20 protein-coding genes and 1 riboswitch are annotated in these 18,978 nt (G+C 64.6%); of the genes, 14 read left to right on the top strand and 6 right to left on the bottom strand.

The genetic code is table 11. The features are described from left to right. The first annotated feature begins 121 nt into the window (after nucleotides 1-121). Together ABFX29_RS07290 and ABFX29_RS07295 are read left to right on the top strand one after the other, a co-directional pair. The gene (locus ABFX29_RS07290; RefSeq protein ID WP_152226175.1) at nucleotides 122-802 is read left to right on the top strand and encodes a TetR/AcrR family transcriptional regulator C-terminal domain-containing protein; all 681 of its coding nucleotides are present in this window, start codon (nucleotides 122-124) and stop codon (nucleotides 800-802) included. A gap of 45 nt (nucleotides 803-847) precedes the next feature. Beyond that, entirely contained in the window at nucleotides 848-1,603 is a 756-nt protein-coding gene (locus ABFX29_RS07295; RefSeq protein WP_152226177.1) for a CPBP family intramembrane glutamic endopeptidase, read from the top strand. A gap of 17 nt (nucleotides 1,604-1,620) precedes the next feature. On the opposite strand, the gene ABFX29_RS07300 is transcribed toward ABFX29_RS07295, so the two are convergent. After that, nucleotides 1,621-2,061, bottom strand: coding sequence for a VOC family protein (locus ABFX29_RS07300; protein ID WP_152226179.1), 441 nt, complete (start codon nucleotides 2,059-2,061; stop codon nucleotides 1,621-1,623). Nucleotides 2,062-2,155: 94 nt separating this feature from the next. On the opposite strand from ABFX29_RS07300, the gene ABFX29_RS07305 reads away from it, so the two are divergent. From ABFX29_RS07305 to ABFX29_RS07320, 4 genes are all read left to right on the top strand, one after another. Then, nucleotides 2,156-2,485 (top strand): antitoxin VbhA family protein, encoded by a 330-nt coding sequence (locus tag ABFX29_RS07305; RefSeq protein ID WP_152226181.1) that lies wholly within the window; start codon nucleotides 2,156-2,158, stop codon nucleotides 2,483-2,485. Between the two features lie 300 nt (nucleotides 2,486-2,785). Further along, on the top strand, nucleotides 2,786-4,300 hold the full coding sequence (locus ABFX29_RS07310) for a 3-hydroxyacyl-CoA dehydrogenase (RefSeq protein WP_275124622.1): 1,515 nt from the start codon (nucleotides 2,786-2,788) through the stop codon (nucleotides 4,298-4,300). A gap of 41 nt (nucleotides 4,301-4,341) precedes the next feature. Next, complete coding sequence (locus tag ABFX29_RS07315; protein WP_152226184.1) at nucleotides 4,342-5,151, top strand: enoyl-CoA hydratase/isomerase family protein; 810 nt, start codon at nucleotides 4,342-4,344, stop codon at nucleotides 5,149-5,151. Between the two features lie 2 nt (nucleotides 5,152-5,153). Then, the gene (locus ABFX29_RS07320; RefSeq protein ID WP_152226186.1) at nucleotides 5,154-5,948 is read left to right on the top strand and encodes an enoyl-CoA hydratase-related protein; all 795 of its coding nucleotides are present in this window, start codon (nucleotides 5,154-5,156) and stop codon (nucleotides 5,946-5,948) included. A gap of 50 nt (nucleotides 5,949-5,998) precedes the next feature. Here ABFX29_RS07320 and ABFX29_RS07325 read toward each other — a convergent pair whose 3' ends face one another. Further along, nucleotides 5,999-6,739: an IclR family transcriptional regulator gene (locus ABFX29_RS07325; RefSeq protein ID WP_170287716.1), complete on the bottom strand. Its 741-nt coding sequence runs from the start codon at nucleotides 6,737-6,739 to the stop codon at nucleotides 5,999-6,001. Nucleotides 6,740-6,919: 180 nt separating this feature from the next. Here ABFX29_RS07325 and ABFX29_RS07330 point away from each other — a divergent pair, with 180 nt between their 5' ends. The 6 genes from ABFX29_RS07330 (at nucleotide 6,920) to ABFX29_RS07355 (ending at nucleotide 13,771) form a co-directional block, all read left to right on the top strand. Then, on the top strand, nucleotides 6,920-8,308 hold the full coding sequence (locus ABFX29_RS07330) for a TIGR00366 family protein (RefSeq protein ID WP_246167362.1): 1,389 nt from the start codon (nucleotides 6,920-6,922) through the stop codon (nucleotides 8,306-8,308). 49 nt (nucleotides 8,309-8,357) lie between these two features. Continuing rightward, nucleotides 8,358-9,785: a phenylacetate--CoA ligase family protein gene (locus ABFX29_RS07335; RefSeq protein ID WP_152226198.1), complete on the top strand. Its 1,428-nt coding sequence runs from the start codon at nucleotides 8,358-8,360 to the stop codon at nucleotides 9,783-9,785. Next, nucleotides 9,782-10,822 (top strand): zinc-binding dehydrogenase, encoded by a 1,041-nt coding sequence (locus ABFX29_RS07340; protein WP_152226200.1) that lies wholly within the window; start codon nucleotides 9,782-9,784, stop codon nucleotides 10,820-10,822. The genes ABFX29_RS07335 and ABFX29_RS07340 overlap by 4 nt, the downstream gene beginning before the upstream one ends. A gap of 137 nt (nucleotides 10,823-10,959) precedes the next feature. Further along, the gene (locus ABFX29_RS07345; protein ID WP_152226202.1) at nucleotides 10,960-12,171 is read left to right on the top strand and encodes a thiolase family protein; all 1,212 of its coding nucleotides are present in this window, start codon (nucleotides 10,960-10,962) and stop codon (nucleotides 12,169-12,171) included. After that, nucleotides 12,171-12,926: an enoyl-CoA hydratase/isomerase family protein gene (locus ABFX29_RS07350; protein ID WP_152226204.1), complete on the top strand. Its 756-nt coding sequence runs from the start codon at nucleotides 12,171-12,173 to the stop codon at nucleotides 12,924-12,926. Before ABFX29_RS07345 ends, ABFX29_RS07350 begins: the two co-directional genes overlap by 1 nt. Further along, nucleotides 12,923-13,771: a 3-hydroxyacyl-CoA dehydrogenase family protein gene (locus ABFX29_RS07355; RefSeq protein ID WP_152226206.1), complete on the top strand. Its 849-nt coding sequence runs from the start codon at nucleotides 12,923-12,925 to the stop codon at nucleotides 13,769-13,771. The genes ABFX29_RS07350 and ABFX29_RS07355 overlap by 4 nt, the downstream gene beginning before the upstream one ends. A 93-nt stretch (nucleotides 13,772-13,864) precedes the next feature. On the opposite strand, the gene ABFX29_RS07360 is transcribed toward ABFX29_RS07355, so the two are convergent. Then, complete coding sequence (locus ABFX29_RS07360) at nucleotides 13,865-14,422, bottom strand: hypothetical protein (protein WP_152226208.1); 558 nt, start codon at nucleotides 14,420-14,422, stop codon at nucleotides 13,865-13,867. 37 nt (nucleotides 14,423-14,459) lie between these two features. Then, nucleotides 14,460-15,263, bottom strand: a complete 804-nt coding sequence (locus ABFX29_RS07365; RefSeq protein WP_152226210.1) for a MerR family transcriptional regulator — start codon at nucleotides 15,261-15,263, stop codon at nucleotides 14,460-14,462. A 95-nt stretch (nucleotides 15,264-15,358) separates the two neighbouring features. On the opposite strand from ABFX29_RS07365, the gene ABFX29_RS07370 reads away from it, so the two are divergent. Continuing rightward, complete coding sequence (locus ABFX29_RS07370; RefSeq protein WP_152226212.1) at nucleotides 15,359-16,096, top strand: tyrosine-protein phosphatase; 738 nt, start codon at nucleotides 15,359-15,361, stop codon at nucleotides 16,094-16,096. Here the strand turns inward: ABFX29_RS07370 and ABFX29_RS07375 are convergent. Further along, on the bottom strand, nucleotides 16,093-16,479 hold the full coding sequence (locus ABFX29_RS07375) for a hypothetical protein (RefSeq protein ID WP_152226214.1): 387 nt from the start codon (nucleotides 16,477-16,479) through the stop codon (nucleotides 16,093-16,095). The two genes, ABFX29_RS07370 and ABFX29_RS07375, sit on opposite strands and share 4 nt — an antisense overlap. A 16-nt stretch (nucleotides 16,480-16,495) precedes the next feature. Beyond that, nucleotides 16,496-16,628, bottom strand: a riboswitch (SAM riboswitch). 150 nt (nucleotides 16,629-16,778) lie between these two features. Between ABFX29_RS07375 and ABFX29_RS07380 the strand changes: the two genes are divergently transcribed. Then, nucleotides 16,779-17,825 carry an NAD(P)-dependent alcohol dehydrogenase gene (locus ABFX29_RS07380; RefSeq protein ID WP_152226216.1) on the top strand — a complete coding sequence of 349 codons (1,047 nt, stop codon included), beginning with the start codon at nucleotides 16,779-16,781 and terminating at the stop codon, nucleotides 17,823-17,825. Between the two features lie 78 nt (nucleotides 17,826-17,903). Here ABFX29_RS07380 and ABFX29_RS07385 read toward each other — a convergent pair whose 3' ends face one another. After that, the gene (locus ABFX29_RS07385; protein WP_170287717.1) at nucleotides 17,904-18,917 is read right to left on the bottom strand and encodes an SGNH/GDSL hydrolase family protein; all 1,014 of its coding nucleotides are present in this window, start codon (nucleotides 18,915-18,917) and stop codon (nucleotides 17,904-17,906) included. Between the last annotated feature and the right edge of the window lie 61 nt (nucleotides 18,918-18,978).

An 18,978-nucleotide genomic window follows, 5' to 3' on the forward strand; every position in this document is an offset into this window, starting at 1 on the left:
GTTCGGCTGAGCGGAGATCGGGAGCTGGTTCCAAACATAAGAAGCCCTTCTTTGTCTCGTTGCCTTACTTAGTAAGGCTGACGCTACCGTACAAAGTAAGGCGGCGGTAGAGTTGGCGGAAATGAATGAACAAACGGATTTCTCCCGCCGCCCGCTGACCCGCGAACTGGTGCTCCGCCGCGCCGTCGAACTCGCTGATGAAGGCGGCCTCAGTGCGCTCACCATGCGCTCACTGGCGCAGGCCCTGGGGGTCAAGCCCATGTCCCTCTACCACCACGTTGCCAATAAGGATGACATCCTGGACGGCCTTGTGGACCTCGTCTTCGCGGAAGTCGACCTGCCGTCGGACGGGCCGTGGCGCCGGGAGATGGAACACCGGGCGGCATCCCTGCGGAGCGCCCTTGCCAGGCATCCCTGGTCGGTGGGGTTGCTGGAAACGCGCACGTCTCCGGGCGCTGCCACCCTGCAGCACCACAATGCCGTGCTGCGTGTGCTGCGGGAGGCCGGTTTCAGCATTGAGGGAGCAGGGCATGCGTATGCGCTGCTGGACAGCTATATCTACGGGTTCGCGCTGCAGGAGGCGGGCCTGCCCGTTGGCACTCCGGACTCAGACCCCGAGGTCGTGGAAGCAATGGCGAGGTCCTTTTCCCCGTCTGACCTGCCCTACCTCGCCGAAACGGCCATGTACCGCGTGATGCAGCCGGCCTATGCCTTCGGAGACGAGTTCGGATTTGGTCTGGGGATCATTCTGGACGGGCTGGAGGGACTCCTGGCACGCGAGCGGGAATTGGGTGCGGAATAGCGGCCGGCTGATGCCTGCGCGCGGCCTGGCCGATAGTGTGGATTGATGGCAACACCTGACCTCCCGGCCCGATCACGCCGCACTGTCCTGCAGGAAGCGCCGCTGTCCTACCGCTTCACCAAGACCGACGGCGCGGCCCTGGCCTTCTATGTCGGTGCGATGCTGCTGCTGAGCCTGACGCCGGTGGCGCTCGCGGTGACCGCCGTGATCACGGACCCGGTAACGGCGTCGTACGCCGTGAACTTCACGTTCTACCTGATCGCCGGAATCCTCGCACTGGTTGCCGCCCGGGAGTACGTGGTGCGCGAAACCAGGATCCTGGCGACGCGGCCCTGGCTCACGCTGGGCGTGATCCCGCTGTCCATCATCGCGATGCTGGTCGCCACGATGATCCTGGTACTCCTGACCGGCCCGCCGGAAACCGCAGTGAACCAAGTTGCGGCACAGGACCTGATGACGTCGGTGTCCCCGTGGCTGATCGTGCCGCTTTTCGTAGTGCTTGCCCCGTTTGTGGAGGAGTACATCTACCGCCACCTGCTGATTGGAAAGCTGTCGCGGCGGGTGAATATCTGGGTGTGCAGCCTACTCTCCGTGCTTGTCTTCTCCGGCATCCACGTGCTGGGGGAGTCTGAGTTCTCCCTGGCCGTGCTGGTGCCGTACCTGGCCATGGGAGCTGTGCTGGTGGGAGTCTACGTCTGGGCAGGAAATAACTTCATGCTGTCCTACTTTGTGCACGCGGCGAAGAACCTGCTGGCCGTGGTCCTGACCTACGCTGTGCCGGCGGAGCTGCTGCAGCAGTAAGGCAATCCAGCGGCCGCCTAGCTGATGCAGAACTCGTTGCCCTCCGGGTCCGCCATCGTGTACCAGAGATGCGGACCCTGGCTGGCCTCCCAGAGGAACGTGGCGCCGCGGGCTTCAAGGGCTGCGCGGGTGGCGTTGATGTCCTCGCCCGAGAGCCGGATGTCCAGGTGGATCCGGTCCTTGACCGTCTTGGGCTCCGGAACCGGCTGGAACAGGATGCGCATGGGAGTCACCGGGGATCCCGGCGGAACCGGCTGCAGGACCGCTGATCCGGCCGCCCACATTCGGGTTCCGTTGTGGTCAATGACGTCATCCGGGGAGGCAAAGCCCTTCGCGAGCATTTCGTCGATGAAGTCCTGGTTGGTTTCCTCGACCGGCCAGCCGAGGGTTTCCGCCCACCAGTCGGCCTGGTCGTGGGCGTTCTTGCAGTCGATGCAGATCTGGATGTCGTAAGCCATAGGGCCAAACCTAGAGCAGCTTCGGCCGTGCGGCCTTCATAATGCGGACAAGTGCCGTCCGGAATCGGGCCTGCCCCTAAACTGGGCGGCACATATGGCAGGGGGAATGATGCTTGAGTTCCACGACGACGCAATGCTGCGGCTGCAGGGCATGCAGCCCAACTGGATGGCACCAAAACCCATTCCTGCAGGCTTGGACGCCCTTCTGAGGTGGCCGGCGCTTTTTCGGAACCTGCCGCAGCGCGAGGCCACTGCTGTGCGGGAGGCCTGTGCTGCCGTCTGGTGTGCGGGATGGACTGCTCCGGACCGGCGGGACGTAGCGGACCTTGTGGCGGAGATCGAGGGCGGAATCGACCTTACGGAGTATCGGCGTCGTATGCGGCTGCGTTACCCGAATGCCCCGGAAGAACCGTCACGTGTTTGACCGCCCCTGCCTGTTCTGCGAAGTCCGTGAGATGAGGACGAGACCCCGGTTTCGACCGCAATACCGCCGAGGACGGCTGATGCCACTGCCAACTGCCCACTGCCTCACGAGCATCATCTCTGTGTTGAACGGTTTGCGCTTGTTTGGGGAACGATGGTCAGTGAACGGGCCGCCGGTTGATGCCAAGCCAACATGGTTCCGCTCTGCGGAAAAGGGTTCCGGGCATTTTCATTGTGGCTGGTCAGCCGCTCTTCCTAGGCTGAAAGCACATTGGAGTACAGCCACAGGGGAGTGTAGATCGTGCGGGTTGGGGTCGTAGGGGCAGGGGTTATGGGGCGGGGCATCGCTGCCGCCTCGGCAGTCGCAGGACATGAAGTTCTGCTTTACGACGTCATTCCAGGCGCTGCACAGACTGCCCTGGACGGAATTGAACAGAGCCTGGCGCGCCGGGCGCTCAAGGGCAGGATTACGGAGTCAGAGGTTGTCCTCGCCCGTGGGCGGCTCCGGGCAGCTGGTGCACTGACTGAGCTCAGCCTCTGCCGTATCGTCGTCGAGGCAGTCATCGAGTCGCTTGAGGCCAAACAGCAGGTTTTTGCAGCACTGGAGGACAACGTCAGCACGGATGCGATCCTGGCCACCAACACCTCGTCCCTGTCCGTGGCAGCCATCGCCCGCGGAACCGCGCATCCGGAACGCTTCCTGGGAATGCACTTCTTCAACCCCGTCAGCGCCATGGACCTCGTGGAGATCGTCCCGGGCCCGGCCACGGGACCCGAGGTACTCGCCGGCGCACAGGCCTTCATCCGGGGCCTGGGCAAGACGGATGTCGTGGTTAGGGACAGCCCAGGTTTCCTGGTGAACCTCGCTGGTCGTGCACTCGCCACGGAAGCCCTGCATATCGTCCAGGACGGCGCGGCCAGTTTCCGGCAAGTGGACACCGTCGCCCGGAGGAACCTTGGTTTTCCGTTGGGGCCCTTCGAGCTCATGGACCTAACCGGCATGGACGTGAACTATCCGGTGACAGCCAATCTTTTCGAACACAATTTCGCAGACGACAGGCTGCGGTCGACCTGGTATCACCGCTGGTTGTTCGAAGCCGGCATGCTGGGCAGGAAGACGGGGCAGGGATACTACGCGTACCCCGAGCGGACGCCTGAGCCATCTGCTCAGGACGTACTGGCGCCATCCGGCAACGACGTGCCTGCGGTAACGGTCGCGGGCGGATTCGCCGCGCTGCTTAAGGACTGGCTTACGGAACGAGGAGTGCCTGTCACCGACGTCGTGGCAGATGCGGCCCTCTGTGTGGTGGCAGCGGAGGGCCTTGATGCCTCCCGAACGGCCGCGGCCCTGGGGGTTGACCCCAGACGGACCGTTGCCCTTGATCTCTGGGATCCCGACGCGCCCGTTACGGTCCTCATGGTTCCGCCCGGTGTCCCCACTGAGACCGTGGGAGCCCTGGCGGCGCATCTGCGTCGCAGGCAGGACGTGGAGGTGATCGCCGACACTCCCGGATTCATTGGCCAGCGTTTGCTGGCCGCGGTCATTAATCTGGCTTGCGACATTGCCCAGCGGAGGATCGCTTCGCCGGCTGACATCGACACTGCCGTGACACTCGGACTTGGGTACCCCTACGGACCCCTGGCCTGGGCTGATCAAGTGGGGCCTGAAAGGATCGTCCGTGTTCTCGATGGCATGTTCGAGGCGACTCGGGACCCGCGTTACCGCTGCAGTCCCTGGCTGCGCCGCCGCGCAGCGGCCGGCCTTTCCTGTCTCGAACCGGACTATGAACCCGGGGCTCCGCTTTCCCAGCTTTGAACCCAGCAGCAACAACCGTTACAACACGAAGGAATGACCAGATGTCGGTATATGACGCATACGAGCACCTGCTGATCGAGGAAGTTGAGGAGGGCATTCTCAGAGTCACCATGCACAGTCCGGGACGGCTTAATGCCGCTCACGCAGGAATGCACACCGAGCTGGCCCGGATCTGGAAAGACATAGACGAGGATCCGAACGTCAACGTCGCCATCCTGACCGGATCCGGGGGAGTCTTCTCAGCGGGCGGGGACCTGGACCTGGTAAAGGACATGTCGGAAAATTTCGATGTCCTGACCCGGGTCTGGAAGGAAGCCCGTGACCTCGTCTACAACGTCATTAACTGTTCTAAGCCGATTGTCTCCGCGATGGAAGGTCCAGCCGTGGGCGCCGGGCTGGCCGCTGGCCTGCTTGCCGACATTTCCATCGCCGCGAAGGATGCTCGCATCATCGACGGACACACCCGCTTGGGCGTGGCGGCGGGGGACCATGCGGCTATCGTATGGCCTCTGCTCTGCGGCATGGCCAAGTCGAAGTACCACCTCATGCTTTGTGAGCAAGTGACAGGTGAGGAAGCCGAACGCATGGGCCTCGTTTCGCTGACCGTCGACGCCGGCGACGTTCAGGACCGGGCGCTTGAAGTGGCTAGGAAACTGAACCGCGGTTCCAAGACAGCACTTCGTTGGACCAAGTACGCGCTCAATAACTGGCTGCGGATGGCAGGGCCAACCTTTGACGCAAGCCTGGCGCTGGAGTTCATGGGTTTCAACGGGCCGGACATCAGGGAAGGCCGGGCCTCCGTGCTGGAGAAGCGCCGTCCGCAGTTCGGCGCTCCGGCAGAGACACGCTGAACATGGTTGCAAGCGACGTGGGCGCTGTGGGACATATCCTCGTCGAGGCGCCTGCCCCGGGAGTAGCGCTGGTGCGCATCTGCCGGCCGGAGGCGCGCAACGCCCTGTCCATGCCACTGCGTGAGGAACTTGCGGACGTCTTCCACGCGCTGGAAGCGGACCACGCCGTCCGGGCCGTGGTCCTGGCCGGGACGGATGGGTTCTTTGCCGCCGGCGCGGATGTCAGGAGCATGGTCGGGGTTGGGCCCATTGAGATGTACCAGCGTCACACAGAGCGGCTGTGGGGAGCGGTGGGTTCCTTCAGCCGCCCGGTCATCGCCGCCGTTAACGGGCATGCTCTCGGTGGCGGACTTGAACTGGCGATGAACACTGACATCATCATCGCCGCCGATTCAGCGAAGCTCGGTCAGCCCGAGGTCCGCCTGGGCATTATGCCGGGCGCAGGGGGGACCCAGCGGCTGCTGCGGGCAGTTGGAAAATTCCACGCAATGCGGCTGTGCCTGACGGGTGAGACCATCACGGCCACCGAAGCGCGGGATATGGGACTCGTCTCGATGGTGGTCCCGTCCGCCGAGGTGGAAGAGACCGCTGTCCGGATGGCGCAGGATATCGCGGCCCTTCCGGCGGTAGCGGTGGAACAGATCAAGGAAGTGATCACTCTGGGCGCGGATGCGCCGCTGGAAGCAGCCATGGCTCTGGAGCGCAAGGCGCTGCAGCTGCTATTCGCCAGCGCGGACAAGGAAGAAGGACTGGTCGCTTTCACCGAAAAACGCCGTCCGAACTTCACGGGCCGGTAACAATGATTGTGGGGCAGCTGCTGAAGCAGCTGCCCCACAATCATTCCCAGTTAGTCGGCGAGGTAGTCCGCGGACTGGAGCAGCGGCGGGACCAGTTCGGCGGCGATATCCGCCGCCTCAAGCTGACTGGTCCGGGCGATGAGGGTCAGGGCATACAGTTCGCCGCTGCACCGGACAGGAACAGCTACGCCGCCGAGGTCCGTGTTCCAGCCTCCGATGCTGGACACATACCGACCCGATGCCGCCGCCAGACGTTCCTCGAAAGGTGTGACGGGCTGGCCGCGGCGTTCAAGGTCATAACGGATGGATGACGTCAGTCGGCTCTTCTCGGGTTCCTCCGACGCTGCGACAAACGCCAGCCCTGCCGCCGAAACCGAGATGGGCAACCGTCCGCCAACTGCGAGGTTGACACTGCTGGAATTACGCGGACGCGTAACGCTCATAAACGTCATGTGCAGGCCGTCCCGGGTTGCCAGGGCAGCAGTGAGCCCGGTCGTATCGGCAAGGCTGTCCAACGCCCTGCGCGCCCGTCCGGCGATCGGAAGGTTCACCAGGACCGGGTAGCCCAGACGCAGGTTTTTCGGAGTCAGATAGTAGGCGCCGGAATCAGAACTGACTCTGAGATACCCCAACTGGACCAGACTGTCCGTGAGCCGGGAAACAGTGGAAGGCGGGAGTCCGGTGGCACGTGAAAGCTGTCCGTTGCCCATGGAACCCGTTGCGCGGGAGAGGACTTCAAGGATCTTTAGCCCGCGGGCGAGGGCTTCTATGGGTCTGGTAGGGGAGCTCACATATCTGATCGTAGCGATCAACCGCTGCCCCGGCTGAAACTGGACGCACGTTCCGACAGGCGGAAATAGCTTCCGACAATTTTCATTGAAGCCTGCGACAGTGCCTCATTAGCGTGATGGGACGGGCAATGCCGAGAACCCCGTATCCACTCCGAAACGAAAGTCGAGCTGTCCATGTCAATGACGACTGCGCGCCGAAAGCTCTCCCTCTCAGAAAAAGTTGCGACCGGTTACTCACGTTATTTTCCTGATTCTTTGATATTTGCGCTTGTACTAACCGTCATCGCCATGATTCTGGCGCTGATCTACACCGACTCGGGGGTAGGGGAGGTGATGGACGCCTGGTTCGTGGGTATTCCCATGCTCTTCACCTTCGCGTTCCAGCTGGCCTTCACTTACGCCGCAGCCCTAGTCCTCGTTGACACTCCCAGAATCCAGCAGCTCATCCGGCGTCTTGCACAGCTGGTGCGTACGCCGCAGGCGGCCTACATTTACACCGGTATCTTCGGTGCGCTGACGTCATTCGTCGGGTGGTACATCGGTCCAGTAGTCACCGCCATTTTTGCCCGGGCCGTGGCCAAGGAATTGAAGGGTGTCGATTACCGTCTCATCTCGGCCATTGCTTATTCATCCTTCGTCATTTCCCTGACTGGTATTTCCGGAACGATTCCGCTGTTCGTGGCATCGGAAGGCCCGCTGACGGAAACCCTGGGTGGGCTCATCGGCCTCCAGGACACTACGTTCTCCGTCATGAACCTGGCCTCGGCCGCCATGATTGTCCTGGCCACGACGGTCACGTTTTACTTTATCGCCCGTAACAAGAAGCACGTGGTGTCCTTCGCTGACCTTGCCGTCGGTGCCGCCGACGAGCGGACGGACCGTGTTGAGGACGAAGAGAGCGCCGACCTGGCAGACGGTGGCAGCTTCGCCTCCCGGGTCAACCGAAGCCGGCTGCCGATCCTCATCATCGGTCTGCTGGGCCTTGGCTACCTGGTCTTCTACTTTGTCCAGAACGGCCTCAGCGGCCTGGACCTGAACACCGTGGCCTTCATTGCTCTCGTCATGGGACTGCTGGTCCAGCGAAACGCAGTGACATACTCCGCGTCCTTCGCCCGCAACCTCGTCTCGACCGGCTCAATCATGCTGCAGTTCCCCATCTACGGGGGAATAGCCTCAATTTTCGCCGTGACGGGCCTGGCCGGCGTGCTCACCGAGGGTCTGGTGAGCATCTCTAACGAGTACACCTACCTGACGATCACATTCCTCATCACGGGGGTGCTGAACCTCTTCGTCCCCTCTGCGGGATCACAGTTCGTTGCCACAGCTCCCTTCTTCATTCCGGCGGGTGAGAGCTTCGGGATCGACAACACCTTGACGGTGATGGCCATCACCTATGGTGACATCTGGACCAACCTGATTCAGCCGTTTTGGGCACTGCTGTACTTTCCGATCCTTGCCGCTGGTACTCGCCTGAGGGTTCGGGACTTTCTAGGGTACTGCCTCCCCATTCTGGTGGTGGTCGGCATCATCTGGATCATTGCCCTGAACTTCATTCCGCTGCATCTGTGACCGAGAAAAACCAAAATAACCCTGAAACAACGTACGTGAGGCCATAAGCATGACCACTCCCCACCGCCCTGCGGTCCGCCCGCCCTACTACTACGAGTCCCTGGACTGGGCAGGGCTCGTCAAGGAGTACGAGCCGCCCTTCGAGTTCATGACCGGGGCCCGTCTATGGTCCCGGGACCAGATTGCTGAGGAGCAGCTCAAACGGCTGCGGGGTGCAATGTCCCGCGCCGCGACGGTTCCGTTCTACCAGCGGTTGTGGGGGGAAGCCGGTTTCCATCCGGAGGACGTCAAATCGCTTGAGGACCTCTCCCGGATGCCCCTCTACACGATCGACGACATCCGGGACAGCATCGAACGCCGGCCGCCGTTGGGCGACTATCAAGGCTTGGGCTTCGAAGACGGGGCAGCCACCCCCTTGCGCCTCTACACCAGCGGCGGTACCACCGGGGCGCCCCGGCCGACCATCTACAGCCAGTGGGACCGGGAGGTAGGCGCTATCCTCAGTGCGCGGACCTTCTACATGCAGGGGGTCCGCCCTGGCGACGTCGTGATGAATGCGTGGGCATACTCGACCCACAATGCAGCATGGATCATGGACCATGCGCTTTGGCACTGGTTAGGGGCCACCCCCCTGACCACCAGCACCGGAAATGTCACGCCCACGGAGAAGCAGGTGGAGCTGGCACACCTCTTTAAGGCATCCTCCATCACCGCCACCTCTGATTATCTTCTGCACATCGCGGACACAGCACGGAAGATAGGCCTTGACCCGAAACATGACCTCTCCCTGAAAACCCTGCTTTCGTTTGGGGACACAGCGGCCGTAGAAGAAGCCTTCGGGGTACCCACGTACGACTCGTACGCCTTCCATGAAGTCCAGTACGTGGCCGCCGAGTGCCACGCAAAAGACGGACTGCACGTCTTCGAGGACGCCTTCATTGTGGAAGTCGTCGATTTCGAAACAGGTCAACCGCTGCCACCCGGCCATCGGGGCAACCTCGTGGTTACAGCGCTTTACAAGACTGGAACATCGCAACTGCGCTACAACATCCAGGATATTTCTGCCGCGTATGAGGATGTCGAGTGTGCGTGCGGGAGCCGGCACCGGAAATTGGACTACTTCCAGGGACGAAGCGACACCATGGTGAAGCTGCGCGGTGTCAATGTCTGGCCGGAGGCGTGCGGCAGGATCGTCCGTGAGCACCCGGGCGTGACCGGTGAATACTTCTGCATCGCCCAGCGGGTTCAGCCTGAGGGCAAGCCAGCTCGGGACGCCATGACGATCATGGTCGAAACGGTAGAAGGAGCGGAGGGCTCCTTCCAGCTGCGCGCGGAATTGGAGAAACTGCTCAAGCAAAAAGTCGGAGTCCAGATCGACGTGGAACTCGTCGGCCGTGATTCGCTTCGTGGCCTCACCGGCCACGGAGAACGTGCCAAGCTCAAGCGGTTCGAGGACCAGCGGACGGTGAACCGGTGAAGGCGTACGTTCAGCAGGAGCACGGCCGGCCCGTGGAGGCTGTCGAGATGCCCGATCCTTCTCCGCAGCACGGAGAGATCGTGGTGTCCGTGGCCAGCTGCGGCCTGAACCATCTGGACCTGTGGCTGAAACAGGGTTCCACGGGCGATGACCTGAGACTGCCGCGGGTTCCCGGGAGTGACGTTGTTGGGCGCGTCACTGAGCTGGGAGCGGGCGTTGATCCCGCGCTGGCCGGGAAGAACGTGGTCCTCTACCCGGGTAGAGGCTGCGGAAACTGTGACTGGTGCTCGTCCGGGCATCCCAGCGCCTGCCGGGGGTTCCGGATCATGGGATATTCCTTCGACGGGGGATATGCCGAGCAGGTCGTCGTACCTGCTGAATCAGCCATGGTGTTGGGCGATGACCCGGATCCTGCCTGGGCTGCGGTGCCGGTGGCCTACGTGACGGCTTGGAACGCCCTGGTGACTAAGGGCGGGCTGGAGAAGGGAAAGACGGTAGCGGTCTGGGGAGCTGCGGGAGGTTTGGGTAACGCCGCGCTCCGCCTTGCAAAGGCCATGGGCGCCATCCCATTGCCGATCGTCGGTTCCGAGGAAAAAGCCTCCTGGTTGGCAGCCACGGGATGGTCCGGGGACATTGTTGTCAGAGGAGAAGACGTGGCGTCCGAAGTCCGGTCCCTCACCGGCGGACGAGGCGTAGACGTGGTCCTGGATCATGTCGGCGCCGCTGCGGTCAACAGCAGCCTGCGGATGTTGGCGGTACGTGGACACCTGGCCTTCTGCGGGGTCACCACAGGGCACAGCGTGGAGATGGATCTGCGGCAGATTTTCGGAAAGCAACTTACGGTTGCGGGAACATGGATCGGTGATCCCTCGGACATGCGTGATGTCGTGCGTTTCCTGGACCAGAATCCGCAGGCACTGCCAGTCGTCCAAGCGTCCTATGCATTCGATGACGCCCGCGCTGCGCAGGACGCCCAGTCCGATCCCGGACGCAGCGGAAAGGTAGTACTGCGTTCGAGTGGACCTGCGCAGGCCTAGTGGGGAGCTGGCGGATGTCACCTGTTTGACCGCCCCGCCCTGTTCTGCGATTGTTTATAGAACGATTGGTCGGTAAATCCGGCAGCCGTGCGGGCAGCGAAGCCCGGCGGCGAACTGGCAACTCTTTGGGAGCAGACATGGCTGAGGCTTTTCTCGTTGGCGGAGTGCGGACCCCGGTGGGCCGCTACGGAGGTGCGCTGTCCAGCGTCCGTCCCGATGACCTCGCAGCACTGACACTGCGTGAACTCGTAGCCCGCGAAGGCCTGGACCCCGCCGTCGTGGACGAAGTCATCCTCGGCAATGCCAACGGTGCAGGCGAAGAAAACCGCAACGTGGCACGCATGGCTGCCCTCCTGGCAGGGTTCCCGGACACCGTCCCGGGCATCACCGTGAACCGCCTTTGCGCCTCGGGCCTCTCCGCGATCATCATGGCCTCGCACATGATCAAGGCAGGCGCCGCGGACATCGTCATCGCCGGCGGCACTGAGTCCATGAGCCGTGCTCCCTGGGTAACCGAGAAGCCGACCAAGGCCTTCGCCAAGCCCGGAGACACCTTCGACACCTCGATCGGCTGGCGCTTCGCCAACGAACGCTTCGTCTCCGGCGATCTCTCCCGCGACGGGAAGATGACGTACTCGATGCCGGAAACCGCCGAAGAACTGGCTTCCACGGACAGCATTTCCCGCGAAGACGCCGACGCGTTCGCCGTCCGCTCGCACGAAAAGGCCCTGGCTGCCATCGCCGCCGGACGCTTCAAGGACGAAATCGTTCCCGTCACCATCAAGGGCCGCAAGGGCGATACCGTCGTAGACACCGACGAAGGACCCCGCGAAGGCACCACCCTGGAGGTCCTCTCCAAACTGCGCCCCGTGGTCAAGCCCGGGGGCATCGTCACGGCAGGCAACGCCAGCTCCCTGAACGACGGCGCCTCGGCGATCATCATCGCCTCCGAGCGCGCTATCAAGGAATACGGCCTCACCGCCCGCGCCCGGATCGTCGACGGCGCCTCCGCCGGTGTCCCGCCGGAAATCATGGGCATCGGTCCTGTTCCGGCCACGCAGAAGGTCCTGCAGCGCAGCGGCATCAGCCTGGACCAGGTTGGCGCCTTCGAGCTCAACGAAGCCTTCGCCACCCAGTCCCTGGCCTGCATCCGCCGCCTCGGCGTTGACGAGGGAATCGTGAACAACGACGGCGGCGCCATCGCCCTGGGCCACCCGCTCGGCTCCTCCGGCTCCCGTATCGCCATCACGCTGCTGGGCCGCATGGAACGCGAAGGCGCCTCCCACGGCATCGCGACCATGTGCGTGGGCGTCGGCCAGGGCACTGCCATGCTGATCGAGGCCGTGTAGTGCAGGACTTTTCGCACTTCACCACGCTCAAGGTCACCGTCGGGGAAGACCGCATCTCTGCGGTCCTGAACCGGCCGGAGGTCCGCAATGCCATTGACCAGGCCATGGTCGATGAGCTGCACGCCCTCTGTGCGGAACTCGAGAACAATCCGAAGATCCTGATCCTCTCCGGCACCGACGGCATTTTCGCCTCCGGCGCGGACATCGCGCAGCTGCGCGAACGCCGTCGGGACGACGCACTGCGCGGCATCAACTCGACCATCTTCCACCGCATCGCCAAGCTGCCCATGCCGGTGATCGCCGCGCTGGACGGCTACGCGCTGGGCGGGGGAGCGGAGCTGGCATTCGCCGCCGACTTCCGCATCAGTACGCCGTCGGTGAAGATCGGCAACCCGGAAACCTCGCTCGGCATCATGGCCGCAGCCGGAGCCACCTGGCGCCTGAAGGAACTCGTCGGAGAACCCCTGGCTAAGGAAATCCTGCTGGCCGGACGCATCCTGAACGCTGAGGAAGCCCTGGCCGCGCGGCTGGTCACCGAGGTCCACGACGCGGAGAACCTGCTGGACGCTGCCAATGCACTGGCTGACCGGATCGCCAAGCAGGATCCGCTGGCCGTCCGCATTACCAAGTCCGTGTTCCATGCGCCCGCCGAGGCGCACCCCGTGATCGACACCCTCGCCCAGGGCATCCTCTTCGAGTCCGAGGCGAAGTTCGACCGTATGCAGGCATTCCTGGAAAGGAAGAAAAAGAAATGACAGTTCCCTCCAAGGTTGGTGTCCTCGGCGGCGGCCGCATGGGTGCGGGCATCGCCCACGCCTTCTGCACGGCCGGTGCCTCCGTCGTCGTCGTCGAGCGTGACGAGCAGGCCGCCAGTGCAGCCTACGAGCGCGTTGCCTCCAATCTCGCCAAGAGCGTTGAGCGCGGCACCACCGAGGAGACCCTCGATGCCCTGGTGGCCCGGCTCAGCGTCTCCACAGACTATGCAGACTTCGCCGGTGCCGGCCTGGTGGTCGAGGCAGTTCCGGAAGACTTTTCCCTGAAGGCGACCGCGCTGACGGCTGTGGAGGAACAGCTCGACGCCGATGCCTGGCTCGCGTCGAACACCTCCTCGCTGTCTGTTTCGGAGCTGGCGGAGAAGCTGCAGCGCCCGGAGCGGTTCTGCGGACTGCACTTCTTCAACCCCGTTCCCGCGTCCACCCTCATCGAAGTGGTCCTGGGCAAGCAGACCTCCGAGGAGCTGGCTTCCGCCGCCCGGACCTGGGTGGCCGACCTGGGCAAGACGCCCGTCGTCGTCAATGACGCTCCCGGTTTCGCCAGCTCACGCCTGGGCGTGGCCATTGCCCTGGAGGCGATGCGTATGGTCGAAGAAGGCGTTGCCTCTGCCGAGGACATCGACGCTGCCATGGTCCTGGGCTACAAGCACCCGACCGGCCCGCTGAAGACCACGGACATTGTGGGACTGGACGTGCGCCTGGGCATCGCGGAGTACCTCGCGTCCACCCTTGGCCCCCGCTTCGAGCCGCCGCAGATCCTCCGGGACAAGGTTGCCCGCGGCGAACTCGGCCGCAAGACCGGCAAGGGCTTCTTCGACTGGAGCTAGTTTGCGCCTGGCAGCAGCCCGCATGCGTCGCCTGTTGAGGGAGCATGCGGGCTGCCGCTTTTAAGGTCTGCGATGTCCGCGAAGCCGGCGCCGTCAGCGGGCGGCGTCGATCCCTGCACGCCACCCCGGAGCCCGGCCACCGCGCGGCGGATGCAGCTCGGCGGCATCGATGCCTGAGGTTTGAAGCAGCCAGGAGATCAGGGAGTTCGAATTCCACATGTCTCCGCCGGGCATCTTCGCACCCCACACCAGGCACGGTACCCGGGGCACGCGCTGCAGCAGCGCCCCGGCGTCCCCGGCGGGCAGGCTGAACAGGTCCGGAGGTTCCAGGGCGTAGGCGAGATCGGGAATATCACCGTCCCGCCAGCAGCGGACCTCATACCGGAACAGTTTCAGTACCCCGAGCCGCTGCGCGCCTACGGGGCCGGTTGCCACCACTCCCCGCGGTTCGGAGCCCTGGCCCCACGCCGGCGTCATCTCAATCGTGTACCGGGTCCCGGCGGTCACTTCCAGGGCTGCATGGAACAGCGGCTGGGGGCGGCGGTGCTCGCGGGCGGAGCGCCAAAGCTCCCACCACCGGCTCGTGTGGATCACCACGTGCCCTCCGGCACCGACGGGCAGCCACCATAACTTCACCTCGGCCCTGCCCATCCGGTGCCTCCCTGGTTCCGGCGCGAAGGCCCGAAGGCTAAGACCTGGCCACCGGCTGCTGCAGCTCAGTCACCCAGTCCGCCTGGTCCGCTGACTCCGACCGAAGGTACACCTCGCGGCACGGACCTGACAGGGTCAAACCCCGCGCAATGATCTCTGCGTGCACTGCCTGCCAGCTCTCGCCGATGCGCTCCATCGAACCGAGGTGGACTCCGCAGACTGCCTCCGTAACCGCCGGCAGCTCTACCGCCTCGGCGCCGTCGGGCACGGGGCCCGTGTGCGCGAACCCGGCGGTGATCCGCAGGCCGTCCTCGCCCATATCGTATTCCGCCACCGGCACACCGCCCGGTGTGCCGGAGGCGGACAGGAGGGTTGCGACGGCATCGAAGAGGGGCCCGACGACGCCGGGGACCTCGGGCTGTTCGGACACCACGGCGCTGCGGGCAGCGAGCCGGATGGCCGGGAGGGGCTTTTCAATGATTTCGATCTGGGCCATGGCATTTTCCTTTTCAATAAGGTGGAGCCTGCGCTCAACGTCGATGAGCCGTGCCGCCGCTACCCTCGCCTCTTCGGCGACTTCCGCTCTCCGGAGGCGAAGCAGGCCGGCGATCCGGCCGGAGTCCACCCCGGAAGCGAGCATCGCGGAAATATCGTCCAGGCCGAAGCCCAGGGAACGCAGCGCCACAATCCGGTGCAGCCTCTCAAGCTGGGACGGATCGTAGGAGCGGTAACCGCTGAACTCATCCACGTGAGCGGGCACGAGCAGGCCGGCGGTGTCCCAGTGCCGCAGCATGCGGTGGGTTACCTGGCCGATCTGCGCGAACGCTCCGATGGTTAACATGTCTCAGTTCTCCTGCCTGCCACAGTGTCAGGGTCAAGTATCGCCTCCGAACGGCTTTCCGGGTGCCCGGCAGCGGTACCGCCTACGCTGGAGGAATGGGGAACCCGTCGAACCGCACTGTTGACTGGGAGGGCGCTGCCAACGCCCGGGACCTCGGAGGGATCCCGGCTGCCGGCGGCCAGGTCCGCCCCGGCAGGTTCTACCGGATGGGCCGCTCTGAATGGCTCACTGCCCGCGGCTGGCAGCAAGCGCGCGACGCCGGTGTCCGCACCGTCATCGACCTGCGCAACGCAGCGGAGATCGGCCGCAGGGATACGGATCCCGTGGTGCCGCCGTCGGCAGTCCACGGCGTCCGGTTCCTCAACCTGCCCACCCAGGAAGCCAACGATCCCGACTTCACCGCACTCACGGGCCCGTACATGAGCTCACCGCGCTTCTACCCGGAGAACCTGCGGCGCTGGCCGGAAAAGTTCGCGGCAATCGCGCAGGCCGCCGCGGATGCCCCGCCCGGCGGCGTCGTAATCCACTGCTCCGCCGGACGGGACCGTACCGGGCTGGTGACGGCACTGGTGCTGGGCATGGCCGGTGTGGAGCCGGCGGACATTGCCGCCGACTACCGTGCTGCCCTGACCGGGATCAACGACTGGCACCGGACCCAGCAGCGGCCCAGGGAGCGGCCGCTGGATGCCCCTGAGCTCGCGGCCCGGGCCAACGCCGCCGAAGCGGAGCTGCTGAGTTTCCTGGCGGATTTCGACGCCGCAGCGTACCTGCGCCGGGCCGGTGCCGGCGAGGAAACCCTCGCCCGGCTCCGGTCCAGGCTGCTCGACTCCTAGGCTGACCCGTGGTCCTGCATGGTCACGTCATTCCGCGGAACCCGGCCGCGGCACGGAACCACCCTCTCAGGAGTGGCTAAGTAGAAAAAAGAGCTCCGGTTCCGGCCCTCGTACGCACCGGGAACCATCAGGGAGGAATAGCGGGAGCACCACTGCGGTGTTCCGGGGCTCGCGGCCAGGGCCTCGGCCACCAGGGGAACGTCGTGGTGCCACATGATCTGCTGCCGGCCGTCGAGGACCAGGTAGATCAGGTCCAGTTCCGGATCGGCGTGGACTTCGACGTCGATCCAGTCGTCGTACCTCATGAGGCGGCCGCCGTGGATCCAGTGGATCTTGTGGCCGGGGTGGAAAGCGGTGCAGCGCGGGTCACTGGAGGGAATCACAGCGTGTCCTTCGAGATGAGTGTCCTTGCCCGCTCCGGTTGGACGCGGGCCGCTTCGTCATCCGAACCACCCGCCGAACATTGGGGTTGGTGCATGGCCAGTCGGAGCTTTTCCGCACCCTGCGGGTGCGGAGGCCATGTCTCGTGAAGCACTGATTACGTTAGCAGGCCGGGGGGACACTGGTACATCCCCCGGGATGCGGCGTGCACGGGCTGAGCGCCAAGGTAGGTATATGTGTATGCATGTATGGTGAAGGAAGTGGGTAACCTCCACTGAACCGATTCAAAGAAGAAGGCATCATGCGTGCAGTTGTATTTGAGAAGTGGCAGACTTTCCCGTCCCTGACGGAGGTCGAGAAGCCGAAGCCGGGCCCGGGCGAGGTCCTGCTGAAAGTGGCGGGCGCCGGCGCCTGCCATTCCGACGTCGCGCTTTACAAGGACTTCGCTGAAGGCGCCCCGGGGTCGATCCCGCCGGCCTTCGTCCTTGGCCACGAGAACTCCGGCTGGGTTGAAGAACTCGGCGAAGGGGTGACCGGCGTGGAAATCGGCGGTGCCTACCTGGTCTACGGCCCGGTGGGCTGCGGTCACTGCAAGGCCTGTTCCCGCGGCCAGGACACGTACTGCGAGAACGCTGCCGAGATGCCCTACCTGGGCATGGGCCTGGGCCGCGACGGCGGCATGGCGGAGTACCTGGTGGCCCCGGTGCGCAACCTCGTGCCGCTGGGCGACGCCGACCCCGTTGCCGCAGCTCCGCTCTCGGACGCGGCCCTGACCCCGTACCACGCGATTAAGAACTCCCTGCCGAACCTGGCTGGCGGCGGCAAATACGCCCTGGTCATTGGCCTGGGTGGACTCGGCCAGATGGCAGTGCAGATCCTTAAGGCCCTCACCGGTGCCACCGTGATCGCAACTGACATGAAGGAAGACGCCATGAAGAGGGCCGAGGACGCCGGCGCCATTGTGGTGCCCGGCGGTGAAGGCCAAGTGGAACGGATCCGCGAGATCACCGGCGGACGCGGCGTGGACGCGGCATTCGACTTCGTTGGAGTGGGGCCGACCATCAAGACCGCGGCTGCTTCGATGGCCCCGCAGTCCCGGTTCACGGTGGTCGGTATTGCCGGCGGCGCGTATGAGTGGAGCTTCTTCACTACGCCGTACGAGTCGACGATGACCAACACGTACTGGGGCACCATCGAAGACCTGCACGAAGTGGTTGCCATGTACCGCGCCGGGCAGATCAAGCCCGAGGTTGAGCTCTACGCCATGGACAACGCGCTGGAAGCGTACCGGAAGCTGGAAGCCGGCGAGCTCAGCGGCCGCGCCGTCGTCGTCCCGCACATGAAGTAACCCTTCCGGCCCCCAAAGCACGACGGCGGTGCCCGCGTTTGGCGGGCACCGCCGTCGTGCCGTTGGACCGGGTTTAGCTCAGCGGCGGCCGCGGCAGGGCTGGCCGCCGCCCGGATGCAGGTCGACGTCGGCGGTAATGGCCGCGAGGTAACCGTCGCGGTAGCCGGTGGCGTTCGGATGCAGGTCGAACGGGCCCCGCTCGAAGATGATCCATGGGTCGGACGAACCAACGCCGTGCCCGGCGAACTCGTCCACCACATCCACGTAGGTGGACCGCCGGTCCAGCAGCTGGGCAGCCAAAACCGTATTGAGCGCATCTGTGCCTGCGTTGAACAGGGCGGCTGCTTCGGGACTCAGCAGGCCGGGGACACCGGCGTCGTCGAAGAGATGCGGATAACCCACCAGCACCAGCTCGGCCTTCGGCGCCAAAGCCCGCAGCTGCTCCAGCGACTGGCGGACCTGGGGGGCCAGGGTCGTCTCGGCGTACGCCTGAGCCGCGGCAAGAGCGGGAGCGCAGGTGGCCGGCAGGGCAGCACCGGCGCAGGCAGCGACTATTTCCGTGAACCGGACGTCGTTCCCGCCGATGGTCAGGGTGACCAGGTCGGTGTCCCGGTTGATGCTGCCCGCAGCCTGCAGCGAGGCGATTTGCTCCGGCAGGTCCACCGGTCCGGCCGGAGGAGATGGGGGAGTGCTGGCTGCCGTGGCCCCGGCGCAGGTCACATCCGCGTCGAGCTCCACTTTGCGCTGTGCGTCCAGCAGGGCCGGGTAGCCCTCGGCTGTCCGCCCGCAGGCATCGAGTACTGCGCCGCCGCCATAGCCCGCTGCATAGGAGTCCCCAAGTGCCACGTAGTCAACGTTCCTGCCGCCTCCGCCGTCCCAGCCGTTGTGCGGTCCATGGGGTCCGTGCGGGCCATGGTGGCCGCGGCCGCGCTCATTGCCCGCGGCGGACCAGCCGGACGGAGCCTCCGCAGCGGCACCGGGTGCGGGCAGCACCAGGGACCCTGCCGTGAGCAGGCAACCTGCGGACAGCAGCGCCGCTGCCCGCCCCCACTTGCGCAACCAGAACATGTCCTTGCCTTCCGCCGTCGTCATCCGCAGTGCAGTGCTAACGGAACACGGTAACGGCCGTCCTGTGCCGGTGGAACAGGAGAGG

Source organism: Arthrobacter gandavensis (assembly GCF_039528575.1).
GTDB lineage: Bacteria > Actinomycetota > Actinomycetes > Actinomycetales > Micrococcaceae > Arthrobacter_B > Arthrobacter_B citreus_B.

Coding starts and splice junctions, on each gene's coding strand:
- ABFX29_RS07290 (WP_152226175.1), top strand. CDS start 122: ATGAATGAACAAACGGATTTCTCCCGCCGCCCGCTGACCCGCGAACTG.
- ABFX29_RS07295 (WP_152226177.1), top strand. CDS start 848: ATGGCAACACCTGACCTCCCGGCCCGATCACGCCGCACTGTCCTGCAG.
- ABFX29_RS07300 (WP_152226179.1), bottom strand. CDS start 2,061: ATGGCTTACGACATCCAGATCTGCATCGACTGCAAGAACGCCCACGAC.
- ABFX29_RS07305 (WP_152226181.1), top strand. CDS start 2,156: ATGGCAGGGGGAATGATGCTTGAGTTCCACGACGACGCAATGCTGCGG.
- ABFX29_RS07315 (WP_152226184.1), top strand. CDS start 4,342: ATGTCGGTATATGACGCATACGAGCACCTGCTGATCGAGGAAGTTGAG.
- ABFX29_RS07320 (WP_152226186.1), top strand. CDS start 5,154: ATGGTTGCAAGCGACGTGGGCGCTGTGGGACATATCCTCGTCGAGGCG.
- ABFX29_RS07330 (WP_246167362.1), top strand. CDS start 6,920: ATGACGACTGCGCGCCGAAAGCTCTCCCTCTCAGAAAAAGTTGCGACC.
- ABFX29_RS07335 (WP_152226198.1), top strand. CDS start 8,358: ATGACCACTCCCCACCGCCCTGCGGTCCGCCCGCCCTACTACTACGAG.
- ABFX29_RS07345 (WP_152226202.1), top strand. CDS start 10,960: ATGGCTGAGGCTTTTCTCGTTGGCGGAGTGCGGACCCCGGTGGGCCGC.
- ABFX29_RS07355 (WP_152226206.1), top strand. CDS start 12,923: ATGACAGTTCCCTCCAAGGTTGGTGTCCTCGGCGGCGGCCGCATGGGT.
- ABFX29_RS07360 (WP_152226208.1), bottom strand. CDS start 14,422: ATGGGCAGGGCCGAGGTGAAGTTATGGTGGCTGCCCGTCGGTGCCGGA.
- ABFX29_RS07365 (WP_152226210.1), bottom strand. CDS start 15,263: ATGTTAACCATCGGAGCGTTCGCGCAGATCGGCCAGGTAACCCACCGC.
- ABFX29_RS07370 (WP_152226212.1), top strand. CDS start 15,359: ATGGGGAACCCGTCGAACCGCACTGTTGACTGGGAGGGCGCTGCCAAC.
- ABFX29_RS07380 (WP_152226216.1), top strand. CDS start 16,779: ATGCGTGCAGTTGTATTTGAGAAGTGGCAGACTTTCCCGTCCCTGACG.
- ABFX29_RS07385 (WP_170287717.1), bottom strand. CDS start 18,917: ATGACGACGGCGGAAGGCAAGGACATGTTCTGGTTGCGCAAGTGGGGG.